The following is a 20,410-nucleotide window of genomic DNA, read 5'->3' as shown; positions in this document are numbered from 1 at the left end:
GCGCCGTCGAGAAGCCGCGCATCTGGGTCGACACCAGACCACCGATCTGCGTCGTCGTCAGCGTCGCAACATCCGCCGTCTCCAGACCACGAATTTGTGTCGTCGTCAGGCCGCCAAGCTGCGTTTCCGTCAGCGCGCCCACCTGATCGCTGGTCAGACCAGCGATCTGCGCGGAGGTGAGACCCCGCAGCTGCGTCGTCGTCAGAACCGCAAGATCCGTCGTCTCAATCGACCCAAGCTGCGTCGTCGTCAGCGCCGTCAGCTGGCCGGACGTCAGACCCAGAACCTGGTCGCTCGTCATTGCGGCGATATCAGTCGTTTCAAAACCACGTATCTGTGTCGTCGTCAGCGCACCAACCTGCGTGCTCGCCAACGCACCGATCTGCGTCGTCGACAGCGCGGTGATCTGCGAAGAGGTCAGCGCCCGCACCCAACTCGTGGTCAACTCACCGACCTGAGAGGTTGTTAGCGCCTCGACCTGCGTGGTCGACAGACGACCAATGTTGGTCGAGGTCAGCGCGACGAGCTGCGTGGATGAAAGCTCAACGAGCGCGGTTGTGCTGATACCAACAACTTGAGTGGTGCCCAGCGACGCAATCTGCGTCGCAGAGAAGGCCGGGATCTGCTCTGTTGTGATCGCACCCATCTGCGTCGAGCTGAGTGACCGGAGTTCGGTCGAGGTCAGCGAGGCGATGGTGGTGGTCGTCAGCGCGGCGATTTGAGTTGTATTTAGGAGAGAGACCGACATGGCTGTTGCTCCGAGCGCCCAGGTTTATTTGGAGGAACAAGTCAAGACACGGTGCTGCCACACCATCGCCTGAGACTCACGAACCCGCCCCGCAGACGAGCTCTAAACCCAAGATAAAACTGGAGCCTAACGCCGGATACACACAGCACACCTCAAGCGCGCAAAGCACGCCCGATGATGGACCGAGTCATTCCCCTTTTGGAGCAAGGCACCCAAATTTTTTGGGCCTAAGGGCATAGAATACCTCTTTCGGGCGGGAGTCAAGGTTCAATTCTATTGCGCCTTTATGTCGGGCCAGCAGAAGGACAGGAGACTGTCAAATGAGGAATTAAGGGGATAAATCCACTATGTCGGGAATTTTTTCTCGTGAATTTCGAAGAATCCCTTTAATTTTGGCCCGATAGGTTTACCCCCTGCATAATAGGCCTCCCTTGTCCCCCCATATGACGGCCTTGCGCTGCCTTTTCCTGATCGCCATGCATCACGGGATACAGCTTGCGCCAGAAGAACTCCCCATCAGTGGCGCCAACGACATCAAGGGTTCTACCTTGAAAGCCATGCAGGCTGTCGGCCTGAAAGGGCGGGTACTGGAGCGCTGTAGTTGGGAGAAAGCAGGGCAGTTGGGGACAGCCTATCCAGCTTTTGCGATTCGCAATGACGGCACCTGGGTTGTGCTGGCCCATATAATAACGGCAGCCGATGGCCAGCGTTTTGCTGCCGTGCTGGACCCGATCACCGAACAGGAAGGGGTGAAGCTGCTGACGCCGGAACAGTTCATGGCGGACTGGAGCGGTACGTTGATTATCTGCAAGCGCGTTTACGCGCTGACAGACGAGAATCAGCCGTTCGGCTTCCGCTGGTTCATGCCCGAGATCGTCCGCCATGCAAAGTTTTTTCGCGGGGTCGCCATAGCAGCACTGATGGCAAACCTGATCGGCCTGGGCATACCCATGCTTTTCCAGGTTCTGATCGACAAGGTTATCAATCACCAGAGCTATCAGACGTTGTTTGCCGTCGTGCTGATCTTTATCGTCTTGACGATGTTTGATGGATTTTTCAGTTATGTCCGTCAAAACCTTATGCTTTTAGCATCAAATAAAATCGATGCACGGCTGACATCTCGCACATTCCGGCATCTGCTGGGTCTACCCCTCTCCTTCTTCGAGACCAACACAGCCGGCGTTCTGGTCAGACACCTGCAACAAACGGAAAAACTTCGACATTTCCTTACCGGCCGGCTGTTCCAGGTCATTCTGGATGCCGCCACCTTACCGATCCTGATCGTTCTTCTGGTATTTTATTCCGGAACCTTGACCGGTGTGGTGATGGCCTATTCGGTTGCCATCGCCTGCGTGATTGGCGGCATGGTCCCCCGCTTCCGGGCAGAACTGGATCGACTCTATCAGACCGAGGGGGCGCGCCAGGCGCATCTCGTGGAGACGATCCATGGGATGCGCGCCGTGAAGTCGCTGGTGCTGGAACCGCTGCGCCAAAGGGAATGGGATAATAAGGTGGCGCAGGCCGTGCGGCGGCACGCGTCGGTCGGCCGGATCGGCGCGCTTGGCAGCGTCCTCACCAATGGCCTGGAAAAACTGATGCAGATCAGTGTGTTGGCAGTTGGCGCCGTGGAGGTGTTCAATGGCAGCCTCAGCCTGGGCGCGCTGGTCGCCTTCAACATGTTGTCAGGGCGCGTGACAGGCCCGCTGGTCCAGATGGTGGCACTGATCAATGAATATCAGGAGGCTTCCCTTTCAGTGAAGATGCTGGGTACCGTAATGAACTCGGCACCGGAACGATCCGGCCGTTCACGACCTTCCCGTCCTGTGATCACCGGCGACATGGTGTTCGATAGTGTCAGTTTCCGCTATAGCGCTGCCGCCAACCCGGCGCTGCGGCATGTTTCCTTCACTGTGGAAGAAGGACAGGTCATCGGGGTGGTGGGGCGCTCCGGATCCGGCAAAACGACGATCACCAGGCTGATTCAGGCCATTCACACGCCGCAGGAAGGGATGATCCAGTTGAATGGGGTCGATCTTCGATATATCGACCTCAATCACCTGCGGCGGTCAATCGGCGTGGTTCTCCAGGACAATCTGCTGTTCCGCGGCACCATCCGCGACAATATCGCTGCCGCCCGGCCGGACGCCCAGATGCCAGAGATATTGGACGCGGCACGGATGGCGGGGGCGGATGAATTCATCAACCGGTTACCCATGGGCTATGATACCTTCGTTGAGGAGAATGCGGCAAACTTCTCCGGCGGACAACGGCAGCGACTGGCCATCGCGCGGGCACTGCTGACGCGCCCGCGACTGTTGATCTTCGATGAGGCGACCAGCGCCCTGGACCCGGAGAGTGAAGCCATCGTGCAACGGAACCTGTCCGACATTGCCCGGGGACGAACGATGATCATCGTTTCACATCGCCTCTCCTCGCTGGTGACCTCAGACAAGATCATCGTGCTGGAGCAGGGCGAACTGGTGGATTTCGCCCCCCATTCCGTGCTGCTCGAACGCTGTGAGATCTATCGACACCTATGGCAAACCCAGACGCAGCACATCCAATGAACGCGCCCTTGAAAAAGCTGCTCCCGGCCATTCTGCGTCGACGTATGGAGACGGTGCCGGCAAATATTGTGGCCCCGGAGGCGTTGCCTTTCCAGGAAGATCTGGAAGTGGTGATCGGTGAGCCGCCGCCGGCAATCCTTGGCAAACCGCATCTGGCGGTCGCCACCTTATTTGTTTTGTTGATCACCATCTCCGGTATCGTTGAAGTGGATATGGTGGTGGCAGGCACAGGACGCCTGCTGTCGGATAGCCCAGTGATCGTTCTGCAGCCCCTGGAGCGGTCGATCGTCCGCGAGATCAGTGTGAAGCCGGGCGACGAGGTAAAGAAGGGACAGGTGCTCGCCACATTGGACCCCACTTTTGCCGGCGCCGACAAGGCAAGCCTGTCGGCCCAGCAGCGATCCATAATCGCTCAGCTCCAGCGGCTGGATCTGGAGGTAGCTGGTAATGCATTGCCGCCGGATATGGAGGAATCCGAAGACCCGGATGTGATCTTGCAGGTCAACCTTCATAAGCAGCGCCAAGCACAATATGCATCGACACTGGCCTCATTCGACGGGGAAATTGCCAACCTGCGTGCCGGTCTGCGCACAGCACAGGACGACCGCACATCGTTGAGCGAACAGCTTGCGGTGGCGCAGGATGTGGAAAATCTGCGCGATGAGCTGTTTCGGGGTCAGACAGGGTCCCGGCTGCAACTGCTGGACGCCAGATCTGTTCGCCTGCAGGCCGAACGCAGCCTGCAGAACACAACCAACAAACTGAACGAGCTGAATTCCAGCCTGTCTGCCAAGCTGGCGGAGCGGCAATCCTTCATTGATAAATGGCAGCGTGAGTTGCTGGAGGAGTTGGTGAGGGTACGCAATCAAGCCGTACAGATCGACGAAGCGTTGATCAAGGCGGTGCGGATCAGCGATCTGGTCAGGATGACCGCCCCCCAGGATGGTATCGTTCTGGAGGTTGCCAAACGGTCAGCCGGGTCTGTCGCACGCGAGGCGGAGGCCCTGATCTCCATGATACCAAGCCATGTGCCTCTGATAGCGGAGATCACCATCCGTTCGGCCGATGTTGGCTATACCAAACAGGGCGATCCGGTTGAGGTGAAGGTGGATGCCTTTCCCTTCCAGCGCCATGGTGTCATCAAGGGTAAACTGCTGTCGGTCAGCCAGGAATCATTCGCCCCCAATGGTATGATTGAGCAAACCGATGCGCAGCGTGCCCCGCTTCCTGCCGATAGCGGGGCGCTGCACCGGGGTCGGGTGGAACTGCTATCGACCGAACTGACCAATATGCCGGAAGGAGCCCGGCTTACCCCCGGCATGACGGTCCGCGCCGAAATCAAGGTGGGGCAGCGCAGTATATTGTCCTATTTCCTCTACCCCATCACCCGCGGCCTGAGCGAGGCCATTCGTGAGCCCTGAACAGGTGCGCCTTGGATGATCAAGGCGCACCACCCTCATCACCTCGGACGTTTAAGAACACTCTCCATCGCCGCCTCGAACTGACGGGTGAATCGTTCGGTGTTGCCGATGCTGCGCAGCCATGCTTCGCCACCGGTTAGCCGTGACCGCAGGGCGTTGTAACGCTCACCTTCATGGGCCAGCGATACAGCCAGATCGATATAATCGGTGCGACTGGTCGTCACCAGTTCAGGCAGGCCAATAGCGTTCAGCAAGGCGCTGGCCATGCGGGAGGCAAAAGGCTCCCCCTGAAGGGTCAGAAGAGGCAACCCCACCCGCAGGGCATCGCTGGCTACCGTGCCTGCATTATAGGGCGTGGTATCCAAAAACAGATCCGCCAGCGCCATCCGGGCCCGGTAATGGTCAGGAGAGACGCGCTTGGCAAAGATCAAGCGTTCAGGTCCAATACCCCGGCGGCCGGCATGGCCGAGAATATTCTCCCGCGCCCTTTCATTGTCGCTGACAAGCCAGAGCACACCATGTTCCACCCGATGCAGGATTTCCATCCAGACATCGAACATCTCCTCGGTCAGCTTGTAATGGTTGGAGAAGGAGCAGAAGATAAACTTATCCAAAGGTAGCCCCTCCCCTTCCCGGCTGACCGGTGGCAAAAAGGGCGGACGGCTATCATTGGCCTGATAGAGATCATCCAGATATAGCGGCTTGGGACGGTATTGATCGGCAATTTCCGGCGGTATCACATGACGGTCGGCGATCAGGTAATCCAGCTCCGGGATCGGCAACCCGCCAATATAACCGAGATATGTTGCCTGTACCGGTGCCGGCTTCCAGCGCAATGTCTCCAGCCGGGCACCCTTGGTCAAACCGTTGAGATCGATAAGAATGTCGATCTCATCCGCCCGGATGCGCTGCGCCAGCTCGGCATCTTTCAAATGGGAGACCGGAATATGGTGATCCAGTGCTGCAATCACGCGACGGCGAATATCGCTGCCATCCTCACGCGAGGAGCAATAACCAAACACCTCGAATTTTGACCGGTCATGCCGTTCCAGCAGCTCAACGATCAGAAAGCTCATGGCGTGGGCACAAAAGTCGGACGACATATAACCAATGCGGATTCGATCATGCCGATACCCCTCCGGCGGCGCCAAATGGTGGGGCGCGGGCGGAATCTTGCGATCCAGCCATTCCGCGGCAATCTGCATCTGGTCTGCCACCCGGTCGAACAAGGACAGGGCTGAAAGAGGACCGGAATAACGTTTCAATCCCTCCGGCGTCATGCCCGGAACGGAGGGGCCAAACACCGGCCAGTCACAGACGGCCTGCCGGTTCAGACTCCAATGCTGAATGACATCAGGTTGATTTGGATTGGTTAACAGCGAGCGGTAAAGTGTCTGCTGCGCCGCATCAAGATCGCGCTTTTCCTCCAGGACACGCCCAATCTGGTTCAACAGCATGGTGCGCGCATCGTCGGGCTGCAAAGCCGCCCGCCATATGGCGATGGCCCCATCCGCATCCCCCGCCCCGCTTTTGACAATCCCCAGATTATAGGACGCCTGATAAAGGTCGGGCTTTATCAGCAGCGCATTCTGGTAAGCCGTGACAGCGTTTGCACTGTCACCGGCCGCGGAGAGTTCAACCCCGAGATTGAACCAGACACCGGCAGCGCCCGGGGCCACGTTACCGTGAACTTCCAACCACAGCTTATAAATCTCCACCAGGATTGCCGGCGTGTGAGGCCGGGCCTGATCGACCAGGGCGCTCAGCTTGGGGAAATCCAGTTGCGGCATGATGCTGCGCAGCCAGACCTGCTCCCCCAACGGCATGGCAGCCACATTCGGTCGACGCGCGATCAGGGTAAATTGCGGTGCAAAATCCATGGTCACAGCCATGTCTCCATCTTTTCGTCAGAATCGATTCACAGCTGGTCTGGGGCGGGCCAGAGACGATTGTCATAGGGCACCGGCGTATAGCTATTACGGCGTGCCAGTATCGCCCGATAGCGTTCCTCGTAATCAGGAATAAAACTGGTTTCCACCGTGCCGTGATCCAGACCCGCGCCGATTTCCAGGTAAAGATCAAGGTTGGTGAGATCGGGTCGGGGTACCTTATCCTCTTGCCAATCCTGCCAGAGGCGTTCGCACAATGCTTCCATCTCCCGCACGAACAGGTTGGTATCGAACAGAACACATGTGTCGCGCTGCGCCCGCAATTTTTCGCGCAAGGCCAGGCGACGCGCCGAATCCCGTCCCAGTTCCACAGCCAGATTCACATAGGCTTGCGGACTGTCGCAAATCAGTTCCGGCATTCCAGCCGCCCGCACCAGACTGGCGCAGACGCGGGCGGCGAAGTTGCGCCCCGGCACGGTAATCACCGGCACTCCCATCCACAGGGCATCGGAGGCCGTTGTGTGGGCGCCATAAGGCAGGCTGTCCAGAAACAGGTCAGCCAGGGTATAGCGGGCCAGATGCGCCGCATTGGGCAGGCTGGGGGCAAAGATCAGCCGGCCAGGATCGACCCCCTGGCACGCCGCCTCTTCACGCAACCGCTGCTCCACTACTTCCTGCCCGCACAGCACCCACAGCACGGAATTATCAACCTGCCGCAGCACATCCATCCAGCGGGCAAAGGTGAAAGGCGAAATCTTCTGCGAACCGTTGAAGCTGCAGAAAACCACCGCATCCTCCGGCAGCCCCACTTCCGCGCGGGTCGGCGTCTTGTCGGCCGTGCCGCGCCGCCTGTCATTGGGCTGGTAGCAGGGCAGTCGCACCACCTTTTCCGAGTAATATTTCTCCAGTTCCGGGGGAATGATGAAATCGTCGGCGATGATATATTGATGATAAGGTGAACCCATGGTGCCGGCATAACCTAGCCAGTTCACAATCACCGGCGCCGGCCGGCACGCCAGCATCCGGGTGCGCCCATCCTTTGTATGGCCGTTGATATCGATCAGGATATCGATCTGCTTTTCCCGGATCAGCGCGGCCGCCTGCGCATCATTCAGGTCATTGATATCAATCCAATGTTCCACACTGTCGCGGATGCGGGCCTTGATCGGATCTTCGCCCTTGAAACCGCAGAAGAAGGCAAAGACTTCCACCTTCGTGCGGTCATGCAACGCCAGCATCTCCGCCGTCAGATAGCCGATGGCATGGGCCCGTAAATCGGACGACAGATAGCCGATGCGCAACCGGCCGTCAGCCGCGCGCGGCCGGCCGCGATAATCCTCAAGTTGGTAAAACTCGTCAGGCCAGCCAACTTCATGGCGGGTATAGCCATGGGCGGCAGCCAGATTGAGCATCGGATCGTCGGTATAGATCGCCATGCTCAACGGTGCCAGGGTGCCGACAATTTGTGATGCGCTCAGGCCTGCTACGGGGTTGATCACCGGCCACCGGCAGAGCCGCTGCCGCGTCGAAACATAATGCTGAATGACTTCGCGCTGGTTGGGGTTGGTCTCCAGCGACAGGCGCAGCGCCTCCTCCGCCTCCACCGTGCGGTGCAGTTTGGTCAGAACACGTGCCCGCTGTTTCAGCGCGGCCATCCGATACCCCATGGCAACATCGGTAACCGAAGCCGTCAGGCTGATGGCATTGCCCCAAAACTGCAAAGCCATCTCATCTGCCCCCAGCCGTTCCAGCACAGAGGCGAGATTGATATGGGCCGGCACCAGGTCCGTCTTCAGCCGGATCGCCTCATTATAGGCGTGCAGGGCGGCCTGATCGTCATGGGTTTCACCCAGCAGGACGCCGTAATTAAACAGAACGGCTGGCAGCATTGGATCGCCAGGGTGACTGTCGATCCATGTCTTATAAAGGCCGATCGCGGCCGGCACGGCACCGCCGGCCGCCAGCTTGTTGGCACCATTCATGACATCAAGCGCGCTCAGATGCTGCACTGCGAATCCCCGTTGTTTCGTCGCCCCCAGATCATTACTGGCCAGCGCCCTGTGCCCCGCAACAACCGCTGGAAGCAGGTCGGCGGCACGTCAGACGATCCCCGCGATTTGCCAGATCGCTTTGGCATTCAAGAACCTGGGGGGCGCGCGTCCCTCCAACTTTTTGTTTATACCCACAGTTGATGGGGGATGCCACGGCTTAAGCTGAAATGCCGAAGATGACGATAAAGGCTTGGCACCTTTGGTGGTCAACAGTATTTGTTGCCGGTAACCAAGGGGGAATGGTGGTGGCAGGCGTTTTTCGTAATCTTGGGTTCGGGCTGCTGCTGCTGGGTCTGGCCGGTTGCACCACGCATACCCCGCAACCTGCCCCCGCCGACCCGGAGCTGGTTTTCTGGGAGAGCATCCGCGACAGCCGGAATCCGGCAGAGTTCCAGGCCTATCTCAACACCTATCCCAACGGGCGCTTCGCCGAGTTGGCGCGGCTGCGTGCCAAGCCGGAACAGGTGCCGGCGCCAACTCCGGCGCCCGCTCAACCAAAGAAACCTGCCGTCAAACCGCAAGCCAGGAATAATGCCGCCCCGATGCCACCGGCGCATCGCCAGGGGGAGCCGTCCATTGTGGATGCCCCGGCCCCGCCGGTGATGTGGGCGAAGATCGAAGCCTTGAACGGGGAGGCGGGGCCCGCCCTGCGCAGCCAGCTGATGGATTGCTGGACGCCCCCCGCCGTCCCGGCCGGCAATGGCAATATGCGGGCGGAGATCGGGGTTTACTTCGATGATGCGGGCCAGGTGCGTGGGGCTGCCTTCCTGGCCGGCAACAAGGATATGAGCGACCCCACCTTCAGCAGCTTCGTCCAAAGCGCGCTGGCCGCCCCGATGGATGCGGCCTGCCGGACAAGCCTGCGCCTGCCCAAACAAGCCGGCGATGCGGACAACCAGCGCCGGGGCGTGGTGATGCTGTTCGCCCTGGACAGCCCGCCCTGACGCGGCTCAGCGCAGGGCGTTGCTGATCAGGTAATTGGCATAATCCACCGGCTTCAGGCGGATGGGCGCCCGCTCGCTCTCCCCCTCCAGGGCGCGGGCCAGCACGATGTGGCGCTGCACATCGGTATCTGTCAGCTTGTACAGTCCCAGTTCGCCCTTGATGCGGGGATAATATGTGGGGTCCACCTGTTTCTGCCGCTTGCCCAGACGTTCCAGTACGGTCATTTCATCCAGATCGGTTTCCACCTGCTTCAGCAGCTTCCAATCGGTTTCGCCGGCCATACCTTTGGCCAGCAGGACCGCCGGGTCGCCATCGCAGACACCGACCTTGAAGATGTTCTTGCCCAGCCCGACATCCGAGGCCCATTGGCAGATATTGGCGCTGCGCGCCACATAGAGTGCGGCCATTCCCGTTTCCCTTGGCGAGGACCGGCACATGGACCGGCATCTGCCTTGCGCTATAGCATGAAAATGGCCGACGTCCAGCCGTTCCACACCCCGATTCTGCAATCGGGGGCACCGTACCGGTGCCGCCCATGAATCAGGCAATCGAACTCAGCGGCGCTGCCAAAGCGGGCAATACCTCCCGGAAACACTGAAAAAACTGCGCCTTGAAGCGCCTTTCCCTTTCATTAGTGCCTAATATTTGGACTGGTTATTCATAAAATCATTGATAATATTCGGACCCTGAAAGCTCCAGAAAAAGAGCAAGAGCAAAATAATCGTAACAAATCAATCCAGCAGGTACCGTACGTGACGAGCATGATGCGCAATCTGGCCAGGTCGGAACTGAATTCAACCCCAACCAGTGGCGATGCCGCCTCACCGGAAACCATCATTGCCTTGGCGCGGGAGGTGGCTGACGTTTCGGCACTGCGCACCGGGGCCATCGGCGACATCACCCGCCGGACAAAAATACTGGCGCTGAATGCCAAGATCGAGGCGGCACGGGCTGGCAGCCACGGCGCCGGCTTCGGTGTTGTTGCGGCGGAAGTACAATCGATTTCCAGCGAGATCGATGAAGCGGCCAGCCGGATGCGGGATGAGATTGTCGGCAGCGCGCACCGGCTGCACCGGTTGGGTCAGGAACTGGTGGGATCGATCCGGGGACAGCGCCTGGCCGATCTGGCGCTGAACATGATCGATATCATCGATCGCAATCTCTATGAACGCTCCTGCGACGTGCGCTGGTGGGCCACCGACAGCGCCATGGTCCAGGCGCTGGAGACACCCTCGGCAGCAACGGCGGCCTATGCGGCGGAACGGCTGGGCGTGATTTTGAAATCCTATACAGTCTATCTGGATATCTGGGTGGCGGATGCAGATGGGCAGGTCATCGCTAATGGCCGCCCCCAGCGCTATGGGGTACGCGGCCAGTCGGTGGCCGACCAGGATTGGTTCCTCAACGCCATGGCCACCCGCCATGGTGGGGAATTTGCCGTGGCCGATGTCGCCATCAATCCGGCTCTGGCGGGGCAACCGGTCGCCACCTATGCCACCGCTATCCGCGCAGGCGGGGCGGAAACCGGCCGTCCGCTGGGCGTGCTGGGCATCTTCTTCGATTGGGCCCCCCAGGCCGGAACCGTGGTCGATGGCGTGCGCCTGACCCAGGATGAACGGCTGAACAACCGCACCAAATGCCTGATCGTGGACAGTAACTTCCGCGTGCTGGCAGCCTCTGACCGGGCGCTTCTGGCCATGGGCACCTATCCGCTGAAAACCGGCGGGCGGGATATGGGCTATTATCAGGCAGACGATGGCACCATGGTGGCCTTTGCCCTGACCCCCGGCTATGAAACCTATAAAGGCCTGGGCTGGTACGGCCTGATCGTGCAGACACCACTGGAAGCAGTGGCGTAAAGGTCTTTTGCCCTGACGCGCCGGGGAAGTCGGCGCGTCCGCATGGTTGGGGCTCCGTGTTTGCCCGGAACGTTATCGAGCTTTTCGAAACCTTACCCTTTCTCCACCGTCATTCCCGCCTTCGCGGGAATGACGGTTAAAGTATTGGAAAATAAGAGAAAGCTCTCTAACGGACTCTCATGCCTTCTGAACCCCTGGCTTTTTGGGATCGACGGCGAATTTGGCACGGGTGGACAATTTGCCCCCCCGCTCCGTCACCTTGTCCAGCACCTTGAATTCCATCTCGAACCGTTTGTGGTTCACGTCACAGATGCCATAGCCGCGCTGATCATTGATCAGCTTGATATGCGGGTTTTCTGCCAGCATTCCCTTGGCATTGGGGCGCATGTCGCTGCCATCCCCGCCCGAGGAAATGGAGGTGACGACGAATTCGGTTGCTACCACGGGCGTCGACTGGTCCATCGGATCGAGCTTGAGATCGCCGGCAAAATTCTGGTGCTCATCACCGGTCAACACCACGGTATTGCGGATATTATTGTCGCTGAGATGCCGCAACAGCCGCTTGCGGGCCACGCGATAGGGATCCCAGCTATCCATGTTGCGGATATCCTCGGGCCCCGGCTCCCGATCGCAGGCCATCATCATCACCTGCTGGGCCAAGCTGTTCCAGCGCGCGGTCGATTTGGCCATATTATCGAACAGCCAGGCTTCCTGCCGGTCGCCCATCACCGTCAGGGCGGGGTCATCCACCGCCGGGCAGGCCGGGCGGAAACCGTCATTGCAGGGCTGGTCGCTGCGATATTGACGCGTGTCCAGCACATGCATATCCAGCAGATCACCAAAGGCGAAGCGACGGAACAGCTGGATATCCGGTCCATTGGGAATGGAACTGCGGCGCAGCGGCATATGTTCGTAATAGGCCTGGGCGGCGGCGGCCCGGCGCAGGCGGAAAATTTCCGGCGGCGTGCCGTCCTTGTCAAAATCGCTGACCCAATTATCGACGATTTCGTGATCATCCCAGACGGTGATCCAACTGGCCGCCATATGGGCCTGCTGCAGATCGGTATCCATCTTATAGACGGCGTAACGGCGCCGGTAATCATCCAGCGAATAGGATTCCGGCAATCCTGTCAGGCGCGGTGTCGGTTCCGCCCGGTTGGTATTGCGGCTGAAATAGAAGGGCCGACCGCCGCTTTCATAAATGTAATCGCCATAATGATAGACGAAATCCAGCTCTTCCCGCGCCAGCAGATTATAGGCGGTGAAGAAGCCCTGTTCGTAATTCTGGCAGCCGACCACGCCGAAACGCAGCTTTTGCAGCGGTGCGCCGGCGGCCGGTGCTGTTCGCGCCACACCCTGGGGCGAACGCTCACCCCCGCAGCGGAAGCGATAATAATAGGGGCGGCCGGGCTGCAGCCCCGTCACTTCCACATGCACGGCATGGCCCAGTTCGGGATGGGCCTTGGCCTGCCCCTTAGCGGCGATATTCTTGAACTGGTCGTCGGTGGAGACTTCCCAGTTAACCAGGATGACTTCCTTGGCCATGCCGTAATCGGCTTCCAGCGGGCGCGGGGCCAGCCTTGTCCAGATGACGAAACCGTCCGGCAAGGGATCGCCCGAGGCGACGCCCAGCTGGAACGGATAATCCAGGAAATTCATCTGCCCGAAAGCCGGGCGCACCATGGATGGCACCGCCAGGGCCGCCACGGCGGCACCGCCGGCAAGGCGCAGTAACTGGCGGCGGGTGGCAAGCAAGGGCGCGGGCAGGACGGGCTTCATCATCGAACCTGACAGAAAGAGAAATGGCGGCCCTGTAATGGCCGCCAAAGGGCTTCTGCCATCAAAGCCATGGCAAAAACAAGGGGACGTGCCGCCGCACGCCCCCTGGATAGGTTACACCCCGATGGGCCCACCGCCCTTGCGGCTGACCACCACCACGGACGGGCGCGGCGGCAGGGTGGGCTTGAAATCCGGCCAGCGGGTGCCGGGATCGGCGAAGGTGGCGCGGCCGCCGCTCTTCGTCACCTTCTCCACCCCATCGGCACCGGGGTGCTGGACAGAAAGGAACAGGGCCGAATCATCCGGGTTGAAGCTGGGGCCGGTCATCTCCGCCCCGATCGGCACACGGAAGAACATGCGGGCCGTGCCGCGCAACGGGCCTTCGGTTTCCACCGCCCAGATGCCGTCGGCATCGCCGCTGGTCCATTGCCACTTATTGCCCTGGTCGGTGCCCACCCACAGGCGGCCCATGCTGTCAAAGGCGCAATTATCCGGGCAGGCGAACCAGCCATTGGCCGTGGTGGCGGCATTGAAGCTGGCACCCGTTTTCGGATCGGCCGGGTTGCCGGCCTTCAGCAGGATTTCCCACTTATAGGTGCTGGCCGTATGGTCATCGCCGGGCGGCAGCATTTCCACGATATGGCCCCAGCTATTGGCCGGACGCGGATTGGCCGGGTTCACCTGGGCCTGCACCGGGTGGATCGGGTCAGCCTTGGCCCGGTCATCATTGTTGGTCAGCATCACATAGACGCGGCCGGTCTTGGGATTGACCTCGATATCCTCCGGCCGGTCCATGCGGGTGGCACCCAGATGCGTGGCGGCCAGCCGGGCGCTGATCAGCACATCGCCCTGATCCTTGAAGCCATTGGCGGCTGTCAGCGGCCCCTGGCCATGCACCAGCGGCAGCCAGGTAACGCTGCCATCGGCATCGAAGCGGGCAACGGACAGGGTGCCCTCCTCCAGCAGTTTCATGTTGGCCTTGCGGTCGGCCGGGTTGAACTTGCCCTTGGAAACGAAGCGATAGACATGCTCGAACTTCTGATCATCGCCCATATAGACGATGACATGGCCATCCTTATTCAGATGCACCCCCGCCCCTTCATGCTTGAAGCGGCCAAGGGCCGTCAGCTTGCGCGGGGTGCTGGTAGGATCATAGGGATCAATCTCCACGATCCAGCCGAACCGGTTGGCCTCATAAGGCGCCTTGTTGACATCGAACCGCTCATCGAACCGACCCCATTGATAGAAGGGGGACGGGATAGTCATACGGTCGTAATTGCGCTGTTCCGGGTGGGTCTGGTCGATCTTGCCCATGAAATAGCCGTCGACATTCTCCTCCCCCGACAGAACCGTGCCCCAGGGGGTCATGCCACCGGCGCAGTTATTCATCATGCCGATGACGGTACGGCCTTCCGGATCGGCCTTGGTCTTCATGCGGGCATGGCCGGCGGCGGGGCCGGTGATATTCATCGCCGTCTTCAGGGCGCTGATGCGGCGGTTATATTTGCTGCCGCGCACATAGGCCCATTTGCCATCCTTGCCGCGCTTGATCTCGACGATGGAACCACCATGGGCGGCCATTTCGATTTCCGCCATCTCCTTGGTGATCGCTTCGGGGGCGTAACGATCCTGGCCTTCCGGCACCAGGCCGGGGAACATCAGTTCGGCGATGGTATATTCATGGTTCACCCACAGCAGGCCGTGATCGGCGCTGCTGGACCCCAGCGGCAGCGGCATGAAGGCGGTGAAGTCGTTATTATAGCCGAACTGCTTCAACTGGCTGTCGGCCGTCTGCTTATAGGGGTCGAATTCCGGGCTGTCGGCGAACAAGGGCTCACCCCAGCGCAGCAGCACATCGGCATCATGGCCGGCGGCGACATGGTGGTGATCATCAACCCCGCGCGCGATTTCCTCAAACACAAAGCTGAACCCGTCCTTGCCCGCCTTGCCGGCGGCGGGGGCGGCCTGGGCGGCGGCATCGGCGATCCCGTCGGGCAGCGGCACGGCCGGACCAAAGGCGGCGATGGCCGCCGTGCCCAGCAGACCGCGCAAGATGTTGCGGCGGCCCAGACGCTGTTGCACCACTTCACCGAAGGTCGGTTCGCTCTCCGGGCTGCTGCCGCGATTCTGGACCGCTTCGAACTCTTCCAGGGTGATGCTGTCAACGGACATGGGCCAGAAACTCCAATGGGCCGGAACCGGGCCGAGGGCCGGGCCGGTGGTGTCAAACGTATGGCGCTGCTTATAGCCCCATGATGCTACAGTTATTTGACAGTGCTGCGGACAAGCCCCCTCTGTCCGGCCGCGAAACAAAATATCCACCACATCTTGCCCCCGCCCGACGAACTGGCTAGCTTGTGCGGCTGGTGTGATGGTGGCTTTCCGATCCTTGAAGGGTACGGGTGCCTACAGCCTATTTTCGGAACGGTGCCGATGAATTTTTTTCGCCGTGCCGCCTGCGCGGCCGCCCTTACCCTTTCTGTGGTCGCAGCCGCCCCCGGCGCTGAATCCGAGAAGACATTCGCCCCTGCCATCGTCTTTGACATGGGCGGCCGGTTCGACAAATCCTTCAATGAAGGGGCCAACCAGGGGGCGGAGCGATTCCGGGCCGATACCGGGGTCAATTTCCGCTGGTTTGAGATCACCAACGAGGCGCAGCGGGAACAGTTCCTGCGGCGGCTGGCGGCCCGCAATGCCAAGGTGATTGTCGCCGTCGGCTTTTCCATGGCCCCGTCGGTGGAAAAGGTGGCCAGGGAATATCCCGATGTCCGCTTCACCCTGATCGACGGGGTGGTCGATCTGCCCAATGTGCAGTCAGTGGAATTCGCCGAGCATGAGGGCTCTTATCTGGTTGGCGTGCTGGCGGCCCTGGCGTCGAAGACTGGGACGGTCGGATTCGTCGGCGGCATGGATATTCCGCTGATCCGCCGGTTCGTCTGCGGCTATGAGCAGGGCGTGAAGGCGACCAAGCCTGACGCCAAGGTGATTTCGAACATGGCCGGCTCAACGCCGACCGCCTGGGCCGACCCCACGCGCGGTAGCGAACTGGCGAAAAGCCAGATGGACCGGGGGGCGGATGTGATTTTCGCCGCCGCCGGCCAGACGGGCCTGGGCGTGCTGCAGGCCGCCGCCGATGCCGGCAAGCAGGGCATCGGCGTGGACAGCAACCAGAACCACCTGTTCCCCGGCCATGTGCTGACCAGCATGATCAAACGCGTGGATGTGGCGGCCTATAACGCCTTCAAGGGCGTGATGGACGGCACCTGGAAACCCGGCCATCAACGGTTGGGCCTGACAGAGGAAGGTGTAGGCTGGGCGCTGGATGAGAATAACCGGTCCCTGATCACCCCGGAAATGCTGGCCGCCGTGACCAAGGCGGCGGATGAAATCAAGGCCGGCACCCGCCATGTCGTGAATTACAGCGACAAAGATAGCTGCGTCTATTAAGGCCCATCGGTTGAACACCCAACACCACGGATGCACGCAGTGACCGTCACGCCGGCCCCGCATTCTGCCCCGAAACCCGCCCATGAATGGGCGGTGGAGCTTGTCGGCATCGACAAGCGCTTCGGCCCTGTCCATGCCAACAAGGACGTCACGCTTCGCTTCGCGCCCGCCTCCATCCATGGGCTGGTGGGGGAGAATGGGGCCGGCAAATCGACCTTGATGAGCATCCTTTACGGTTTCTACCAAGCCGATAGCGGCCAGATTCTGGTGCGGGGCCAGGAGGTGGCGATCAAGGGGTCACAAGACGCCATCGGCCTTGGCATCGGCATGGTGCACCAGCATTTCATGCTGGTGGAAACCTTCACCGTGCTGGAAAATCTGCTGCTGGGGCACGAGGGCGGGCCGCTGCTGGCCCCTGCCGTGGCCCGCGCCCGCAAGGACGTGCAAGCGCTGGAGCGTACCTTCGGCCTGGAAGTGCCGCTGGACGCGCTGGTCTCCGACCTGCCGGTGGGCGTGCAGCAGCGGGTGGAAATCCTGAAGGCGCTCTATCGTGGCGCCGATGTGCTGATCCTGGACGAGCCGACGGCCGTGCTCTCCCCACCGGAGGTGGCGCAACTGTTCCGCATCCTGGAACGGCTGCGGGCGGAGGGGCGCACCGTGGTGCTGATCACCCATAAGCTGAAAGAGATCATGGCCATCACCGACCATGTGTCGGTGCTGCGCCGGGGGGCGGTGGTGGCGGAATTCGCCACGGCGGAGACCAACCGGCAGCAACTGGCCGACGCCATGGTGGGCCGCAAGGCCAACCTGGAGGTGGAAAAGGCCCCGGCGGCGGCCGGGCCCGTGCTGCTGGCCGCCGAAGGCGTGAATGTGGTGGATGCGCGCGGCGTCACCACCTTGAAGAATGCCAGCCTGACCGTGCGGGCCGGGGAAATTGTCGGCGTGGCCGGCGTTGCCGGCAATGGCCAGTCGGAATTGCTGGGGGTATTGTCCGGCATGTTGCCCTTTGCCAGCGGCACGCTGACCGTGAAGGGGGAGATGCTGACGGCCGGCAGCCCCTATGACCCGGCGGATGCCCGGCGGCGCGGTCTGGCCCATGTGCCGGAAGACCGGCTGAAACTGGCCGTGGTGAAGGAATTCCCCGCCGCACAGAGCGCCATCCTGGGCTATCACGCGGAAAAGGCCCTGGGGCGTGGCTGGCGACTGGACTGGAAGCGGGTCACCGCCAAGACGGCAGAGCTGATGGAACGGTTCGATGTGCGCCCGCGCGATCCGTCGCTGCGCACCGCCCTGTTCTCCGGCGGCAACCAGCAGAAGCTGGTGATGGCGCGGGAGATGGAGAAGGAACCGGACATTCTGCTGGTCGGCCAGCCGACGCGCGGGGTGGATATCGGCGCCATCGCCTTCATTCACAAGCAATTGGTGGGCCTGCGTGACCGGGGCAAGGCGATCTTGCTGATTTCCGCCGAACTGGATGAAATCATGGCCCTGTCCGACCGCATCCTGGTGATGTGCGATGGGGAGATTGTGGGCGAATTGTCCGCCGCAGAGGCCACCGAGGGCCGTATTGGCAGCATGATGGCCGGCGTCGCATCCGGCGAGGAACAGTAAGATGAGTGCGGGAACCGGACCGGATAATCTGCCCTGGTGGGCAACGGGTGTGCTGCTGCCCGTCATCAATGTTGTGCTGGCGCTGATCGTGTCGGCCATCGTCATCCTGGCCATCGGGGAAGACCCGCTGGGGGCCATGTGGACGATGGTGCAGGGCGCACTCGGCACCAGTGAGGGGCTGGGCTATACGCTCTATTATGCCACCAGCCTGATCTTCACGGCGCTGGCCGTGGCGGTCGCCTTCCATGGCGGGCTGTTCAATATCGGCGGCGAGGGGCAGGCCTATCTGGGCGGGCTGGGCGTGGGCCTGGTCTGTCTGGCCGTGGGTGACATGCCTTGGTATCTGGTGCTGCCGCTTTCCGTCCTGGGCGGGGCCGCCTTTGGCGCCCTTTGGGGGGCGATCCCCGGCTATCTCCAGGCCTATCGCGGCAGCCATGTCGTCATCACCACCATCATGTTCAATTTCATCGCCTCCTCGCTGATGGTTTACCTGATGGTGAATGTGCTGATCCGGCCGGGCCAGATGTCGCCGGAAAGCGCGCAGTTCGACAAGGCGACCTTCCTGCCGCTGGTGCAGGATATGGCGGCCGCCATCGGCATCCAGATGAACCCGTCGCCGCTGAATTTCTCCCTGTTTCTGGCGCTGGCCGCCTGTGTGCTGGTCTGGGCCTTCATCTGGCATACCCGCTGGGGCTTTGCCCTGCGCACCGTGGGTGCCAATGAAAATGCCGCCCGCTATGCCGGGATCGACCCGAAAAAAGTGATCATCATCGCCATGGCCCTGTCCGGCGCGCTGGCCGGCCTGCTGGGCGTGAATGAAATCCATGGCGTGCAGCACCGGCTGCTGCTGAATTTCCCGGCGGGCATGGGCTTCACCGGCATCGCCGTGGCCCTGATGGGCCGCAACCATCCCGCTGGCATCGTACCCGCCGCCATCCTGTTCGGGATGCTGTACCAGGGCGGGACGGAGCTGATTTTTGACTATCCCTCGATCAGCCGCGAGCTGGTGGTGGTGATCCAGGGCGTGGTGATCCTGTTTGCCGGCGCCCTGGAACATATGTTCCGGCCGGCACTGGTCCGGCTGTTCACGCCAAAGCCGGCGGGGGTGTGAGATGATGGACAGCTATTTCTGGCTGCTTTCCCTGCTGGACAGCATGTTGCGTCTGGCAACCCCGCTGCTGCTGGCGGCCCTGGCAGGCTTCTTCTCCGAACGCGCGGGCGTGGTGGATATCGGGCTGGAGGGCAAGATGCTGATGGCAGCGTTCGCCGCCGCCGCCACCGCTGCCGCCACCGGGTCGGCCGGGCTGGGCCTGCTGGCCGCCATCGGCGCATCGCTGCTGCTGGCGCTGCTGCATGGTTTTGCCTGCATCACCCACCGGGGCAATCAGGTGGTCTCCGGCGTGGCGCTGAACATCACCGCCATGGGGCTGACCGCCGTGCTGGGCAATGCCTGGTTCGAAATGGGGGGCCGTACCCCCAACCTGCCGGCCACGGCCCGTTTTGGTGAACTGACCCTGCCGCTGGCGGAGACGCTGCGTGGCATTCCGGTGCTGGGATCATTCTATTCCGAGGTGGTCAGCGGCCATAATATCCTGGTCTATCTGGCCCTGGCGCTGGTGCCGCTGACGGCCTGGGTGGCCTATCGCACCCGCTTCGGCCTGCGCCTGCGCGCCGTGGGCGAAAACCCGGCCGCCGTGGATACGGCGGGCATTTCCGTGCCGGCGCTGCGTTATCAGGCGGTGCTGATCGCTGGCCTGTTGTGCGGCCTTGCCGGTGCCTATCTTTCCACCGCACAAGGGGCGGGCTTCCAGACCAACATGACCGCCGGCAAAGGCTATCTGGCGCTGGCCGCCCTGATCCTGGGCAAGTGGAAGCCGGTGCCCACGCTGCTGGCCTGCCTGCTGTTCGCCGCCGCCGACGCGCTGCAAACCCGCCTGCAGGGCGTGGTGATGCCGGGCCTGGGCGAAGTGCCCGTGCAATTGATCGAGGCGCTGCCCTATCTGCTGACCGTGCTGCTGCTGGCCGGCTTCATGGGCAAGGCCATTCCGCCCAAGGCCAGCGGCCGGCCCTATGTGAAGGAACGCTAATACCAA

Annotated in this window: 13 protein-coding genes and 1 pseudogene; 8 read left to right on the top strand and 6 right to left on the bottom strand. The window is 61.3% G+C overall.

Features of this window, described 5'->3' with window-relative positions; translation table 11 throughout:
• Positions 1–748, bottom strand: a pseudogene (locus GE253_RS24715) (heme utilization protein); the annotation flags it as partial.
• Positions 749–1,191: 443 nt separating this feature from the next.
• Between GE253_RS24715 and GE253_RS24710 the strand changes: the two are divergent.
• Together GE253_RS24710 and GE253_RS24705 are read left to right on the top strand one after the other, a co-directional pair.
• Positions 1,192–3,315 carry a peptidase domain-containing ABC transporter gene (locus GE253_RS24710; protein WP_211101584.1) on the top strand — a complete coding sequence of 708 codons (2,124 nt, stop codon included), beginning with the start codon at positions 1,192–1,194 and terminating at the stop codon, positions 3,313–3,315.
• An 8-nt stretch (positions 3,316–3,323) separates the two neighbouring features.
• Entirely contained in the window at positions 3,324–4,736 is a 1,413-nt protein-coding gene (locus tag GE253_RS24705) for an HlyD family type I secretion periplasmic adaptor subunit (RefSeq protein ID WP_173012828.1), read from the top strand.
• 38 nt (positions 4,737–4,774) lie between these two features.
• Here the strand turns inward: GE253_RS24705 and GE253_RS24700 are convergent, their stop codons facing one another.
• Complete coding sequence (locus GE253_RS24700; RefSeq protein WP_153206826.1) at positions 4,775–6,628, bottom strand: tetratricopeptide repeat protein; 1,854 nt, start codon at positions 6,626–6,628, stop codon at positions 4,775–4,777.
• 26 nt (positions 6,629–6,654) lie between these two features.
• On the bottom strand, positions 6,655–8,634 hold the full coding sequence (locus GE253_RS24695) for a hypothetical protein (RefSeq protein ID WP_153206825.1): 1,980 nt from the start codon (positions 8,632–8,634) through the stop codon (positions 6,655–6,657).
• Between the two features lie 287 nt (positions 8,635–8,921).
• Here GE253_RS24695 and GE253_RS24690 point away from each other — a divergent pair, with 287 nt between their 5' ends.
• Positions 8,922–9,620 (top strand): hypothetical protein, encoded by a 699-nt coding sequence (locus tag GE253_RS24690; RefSeq protein WP_153206824.1) that lies wholly within the window; start codon positions 8,922–8,924, stop codon positions 9,618–9,620.
• Between the two features lie 6 nt (positions 9,621–9,626).
• On the opposite strand, the gene GE253_RS24685 is transcribed toward GE253_RS24690, so the two are convergent.
• Positions 9,627–10,028 (bottom strand): hypothetical protein, encoded by a 402-nt coding sequence (locus GE253_RS24685; RefSeq protein WP_153206823.1) that lies wholly within the window; start codon positions 10,026–10,028, stop codon positions 9,627–9,629.
• 234 nt (positions 10,029–10,262) lie between these two features.
• On the opposite strand from GE253_RS24685, the gene GE253_RS24680 reads away from it, so the two are divergent.
• Positions 10,263–11,480: a methyl-accepting chemotaxis protein gene (locus GE253_RS24680; RefSeq protein WP_348770950.1), complete on the top strand. Its 1,218-nt coding sequence runs from the start codon at positions 10,263–10,265 to the stop codon at positions 11,478–11,480.
• Between the two features lie 177 nt (positions 11,481–11,657).
• Here GE253_RS24680 and GE253_RS24675 read toward each other — a convergent pair whose 3' ends face one another.
• Together GE253_RS24675 and GE253_RS24670 are read right to left on the bottom strand one after the other, a co-directional pair.
• Positions 11,658–13,262 carry an alkaline phosphatase D family protein gene (locus GE253_RS24675; protein ID WP_247878857.1) on the bottom strand — a complete coding sequence of 535 codons (1,605 nt, stop codon included), beginning with the start codon at positions 13,260–13,262 and terminating at the stop codon, positions 11,658–11,660.
• A gap of 111 nt (positions 13,263–13,373) precedes the next feature.
• On the bottom strand, positions 13,374–15,431 hold the full coding sequence (locus GE253_RS24670; protein WP_153206822.1) for a PhoX family phosphatase: 2,058 nt from the start codon (positions 15,429–15,431) through the stop codon (positions 13,374–13,376).
• A 261-nt stretch (positions 15,432–15,692) separates the two neighbouring features.
• Between GE253_RS24670 and GE253_RS24665 the strand changes: the two genes are divergently transcribed.
• From GE253_RS24665 to GE253_RS24650, 4 genes are read left to right on the top strand one after another with little or no spacing between them, the layout of a single operon-like run.
• Complete coding sequence (locus GE253_RS24665) at positions 15,693–16,706, top strand: BMP family ABC transporter substrate-binding protein (protein WP_153206821.1); 1,014 nt, start codon at positions 15,693–15,695, stop codon at positions 16,704–16,706.
• Positions 16,707–16,745: 39 nt separating this feature from the next.
• Complete coding sequence (locus GE253_RS26625) at positions 16,746–18,317, top strand: ABC transporter ATP-binding protein (RefSeq protein ID WP_348770949.1); 1,572 nt, start codon at positions 16,746–16,748, stop codon at positions 18,315–18,317.
• Between the two features lies 1 nt (position 18,318).
• Positions 18,319–19,428, top strand: coding sequence for an ABC transporter permease (locus tag GE253_RS24655; RefSeq protein WP_153206819.1), 1,110 nt, complete (start codon positions 18,319–18,321; stop codon positions 19,426–19,428).
• A gap of 4 nt (positions 19,429–19,432) precedes the next feature.
• Entirely contained in the window at positions 19,433–20,404 is a 972-nt protein-coding gene (locus GE253_RS24650) for an ABC transporter permease (RefSeq protein WP_153206829.1), read from the top strand.
• The last annotated feature ends 6 nt before the right edge of the window (positions 20,405–20,410 follow it).

The sequence above is a fragment of the Niveispirillum sp. SYP-B3756 genome, assembly GCF_009495745.1.
Classification (GTDB): Bacteria; Pseudomonadota; Alphaproteobacteria; order Azospirillales; family Azospirillaceae; genus Niveispirillum.
The sequence above is the reverse complement of the archived record's forward strand: the minus strand, read 5'-3'. Positions and strand labels throughout refer to the sequence as shown.

Excerpts from the sequence above, each read along its gene's own strand:
- GE253_RS24710 (WP_211101584.1), top strand. The coding sequence starts at position 1,192 with ATGACGGCCTTGCGCTGCCTTTTCCTGATCGCCATGCATCACGGGATA.
- GE253_RS24700 (WP_153206826.1), bottom strand. The coding sequence starts at position 6,628 with ATGGCTGTGACCATGGATTTTGCACCGCAATTTACCCTGATCGCGCGT.
- GE253_RS24685 (WP_153206823.1), bottom strand. The coding sequence starts at position 10,028 with ATGGCCGCACTCTATGTGGCGCGCAGCGCCAATATCTGCCAATGGGCC.
- GE253_RS24675 (WP_247878857.1), bottom strand. The coding sequence starts at position 13,262 with ATGATGAAGCCCGTCCTGCCCGCGCCCTTGCTTGCCACCCGCCGCCAG.
- GE253_RS24670 (WP_153206822.1), bottom strand. The coding sequence starts at position 15,431 with ATGTCCGTTGACAGCATCACCCTGGAAGAGTTCGAAGCGGTCCAGAAT.
- GE253_RS24665 (WP_153206821.1), top strand. The coding sequence starts at position 15,693 with ATGAATTTTTTTCGCCGTGCCGCCTGCGCGGCCGCCCTTACCCTTTCT.
- GE253_RS24655 (WP_153206819.1), top strand. The coding sequence starts at position 18,319 with ATGAGTGCGGGAACCGGACCGGATAATCTGCCCTGGTGGGCAACGGGT.
- GE253_RS24650 (WP_153206829.1), top strand. The coding sequence starts at position 19,433 with ATGGACAGCTATTTCTGGCTGCTTTCCCTGCTGGACAGCATGTTGCGT.